A 2,662-nucleotide genomic window follows, 5' to 3' on the forward strand; every position below is an offset into this window, starting at 1 on the left:
CCCAGACGAGCGCCCAGCGCAACCCCCAGGCGATCGCGCGCGGGCTCATGGGGTCCTACGGCTTCGGCGGCGGCCAGTGGGGATGCCTCGTCAGCCTGTGGAACGGCGAGAGCGGCTGGTCGTGGAGCGCGACGAACCCCTCGTCCGGCGCGTACGGCATCCCGCAGGCGCTGCCGGGCTACAAGATGGCGGCCGTGGGGTCGGACTACCTCACCAACCCGGTCACCCAGATCCGGTGGGGGCTCGGCTACATCCGGTCCGCCTACGGGTCGCCGTGCGCCGCGTGGTCGGCGTGGCAGTCGCGCTCACCCCACTGGTACTGAGCCGGTCGGGCCGATCGAGCCGGTGGGCCCCTCGCACGGCTCGGCCGGGATCCGCAGCGCGTCGGGATGCCCGGTGTGCCACCCGACCGACGAGTCCCGTCAGCGGCGCGCGAACACCGGCCCGACGCGCCGCTGGACGCACGCGAGGGTCACCCGGTCGGCCGCGACGACGAGCCCCGGCGGGTCGGCGAGAGGGCGGTATGCCGTGCCGTCGGGGTGGCCCGACGCGCCGCCGGCCTCGGCGACCATGAGGGTTCCCGGCGCGTGGTCCCAGGCGTGCGTGCCGGAGTAGAGGAGGTAGTCGGTGGCGCCCTCGATGAGGCGGGGGTAGTCGACCCCGCAGCACACCCACGACGGGCCGAGCGGCGGCAGGTCGTCGAGGACGTGGCCACGCAGCGACCAGATGGACGTCGAGCCGACGGGTCGGCCGGGCTTGTCCGGGACCGGCGCCCGGTGCATCCGGACCCCGTCCCGGTAGACCCCGGCACCCTTCTCGGCGATCCACCCCACCTCGTGCTCCGGCTGCCAGATCCAGCCCCGCACCGTCTCGCCACCGCGCACCTCGGCGACCATGACGGCGTGGTCGGGGTTGCCGTGGACGAAGTTCTTCGTCCCGTCGACGGGGTCGACGGTGAAGCCGTGCGAGGCCGCCCGGAAACGGTCGATGAGGCCCGGATCGGCCGCCGCGGCCTCCTCGCCGAGGACGACGGCGTCGGGGTATGCCGCGACGAGCTCGGCCGTGATCGCCGTCTCCGCCTCGCGGTCGGCGACCGTCACGAGGTCCCCGGGCTTCTTCTCCATGACCTCTCCGTCGGCGAGCGACCGGAAGCGCGGCGTGATGACGTCGGCGGCGACCTGCTTCAGGAGCGAGAGAACCTCGTCGGAGTCCACGCCCGCCACTATTCCCGCTCGCCACCCGAGGACAAAACCCGGGTGTGGCGCGAGGGTCGGCCGGTCCGTCGCGGTGCCCGGCCCGGTCCGCCGCCCGCAGCATGAGGTGCGCCGCCCGCAGCGTCAGGTTCGCCGCCCGCAGCATTATCGGGTGACCCCGGAAGACCGGGCTTCACCCGGGAAGGGAAGTGGGGCGAGGCCACGTCTTTTCGGGTGACCCGATAAAGCTGCGGGGCCGGGGCGAGCGGGTGGGCGCGGCCCGAGGACCGGGAAAGGGGGCGACAGGGGGGCCCGCAGGGGAGGAGGGCGGCCGGCACACCAACCGCCGGTAGGCTCGCGGGCGATGAGCGAGCACCTGACCGAGCCGATGACGCAGGGCCCGACCGGCCCGGCGGCGGACCCGACCCAGCCGCCGGCATGCACACCGACCGGCCTGACGTCCGCGGACCTGACCGAGCCGATGACGCAGGCCCCGGCCGGGCCGGCGGCGGACCCGACCGAGCCCACGGCATACACCCCGACCATCTCGCGTCGCGAGGACCACGGGCCGCGGACCGGCTACGTCGTCGAGGGCGACGACCCGACGCTGCCCGACCCGTACGTCACCGTCGTCCTGCCCTGCTACAACGAGGGCGCCCACGTCCTGAAAGAGATCGACCGGATCTCCCGGGTGCTCGACGAGAGCGAGTTCGGCTACGAGATCCTCTGCATCGACGACGCGTCGACCGACGACACCCTCGCCGTCCTGCGGGACGCGCGCGCGGACTACCCGAGCGTCAAGGTGCTGCCGTTCCGGCGCAACGGCGGCGCGGGGACGGCCCGGCGCATCGGCAGCCAGCTGGCCCGCGGGGAGATCGTCGTGTGGACCGACGCCGACATGACCTACGAGAACGAGCGGATCCCCGACCTCGTCCGCGTCCTGCACGACGACCCGACGTACGACCAGGTCGTCGGGGCCCGGACGACCGAGGAGGGGACCCACAAGTGGGCCCGGGTGCCCGCGAAGTGGTTCATCCGCAAGGTCGCGGAGCACCTGACCAACCAGCGCATCCCCGACCTCAACTCGGGGCTGCGGGCGTTCCGGCGGGAGGTCTCGCTGCCCTACCTGCGGCTCCTGCCGGCGGGCTTCTCGTGCGTCACGACGATCACGATCGCGTTCCTGTCGAACCAGCACGACGTCAAGTACGTCGAGACGTCGTATGCCAAGCGCGAGGGCACGAGCAAGTTCCACTTCGTCCGCGACGCGTACCGCTACATCCTCCAGGTGCTGCGGATGGTCATGTACTTCGACCCGCTCAAGGTCCTCATGCCGCCGGCCCTGTGGCTCATCGCCATCGCGCTCGTCAAGGGCGTCGTCGACATGGTGCGCCACCCCTTCTACTTCCCCGCGAGCACGGTGCTGCTCTTCGTCAGCGGCATGATGATCGGCTCGCTCGCGCTCCTGTCCG

3 protein-coding genes are annotated in these 2,662 nt (G+C 72.5%); 2 read left to right on the plus strand and 1 reads right to left on the minus strand.

All coding sequences use genetic code 11. The features are described from left to right. Positions 1–323 (plus strand): aggregation-promoting factor C-terminal-like domain-containing protein (locus tag BN12_RS25700; protein WP_456093711.1); only part of this gene is annotated, 323 nt, incomplete at its 5' end. Positions 324–422: 99 nt separating this feature from the next. Here the strand turns inward: BN12_RS25700 and BN12_RS23205 are convergent. Then, positions 423–1,214, minus strand: coding sequence for an inositol monophosphatase family protein (locus BN12_RS23205; RefSeq protein WP_048555813.1), 792 nt, complete (start codon positions 1,212–1,214; stop codon positions 423–425). Between the two features lie 343 nt (positions 1,215–1,557). Between BN12_RS23205 and BN12_RS23210 the strand changes: the two genes are divergently transcribed. Then, positions 1,558–2,662 (plus strand): glycosyltransferase family 2 protein (locus tag BN12_RS23210; RefSeq protein WP_235432518.1); only part of this gene is annotated, 1,105 nt, incomplete at its 3' end.

This window comes from Nostocoides japonicum T1-X7, assembly GCF_001046855.1.
GTDB classification, from domain to species: domain Bacteria; phylum Actinomycetota; class Actinomycetes; order Actinomycetales; family Dermatophilaceae; genus Nostocoides; species Nostocoides japonicum.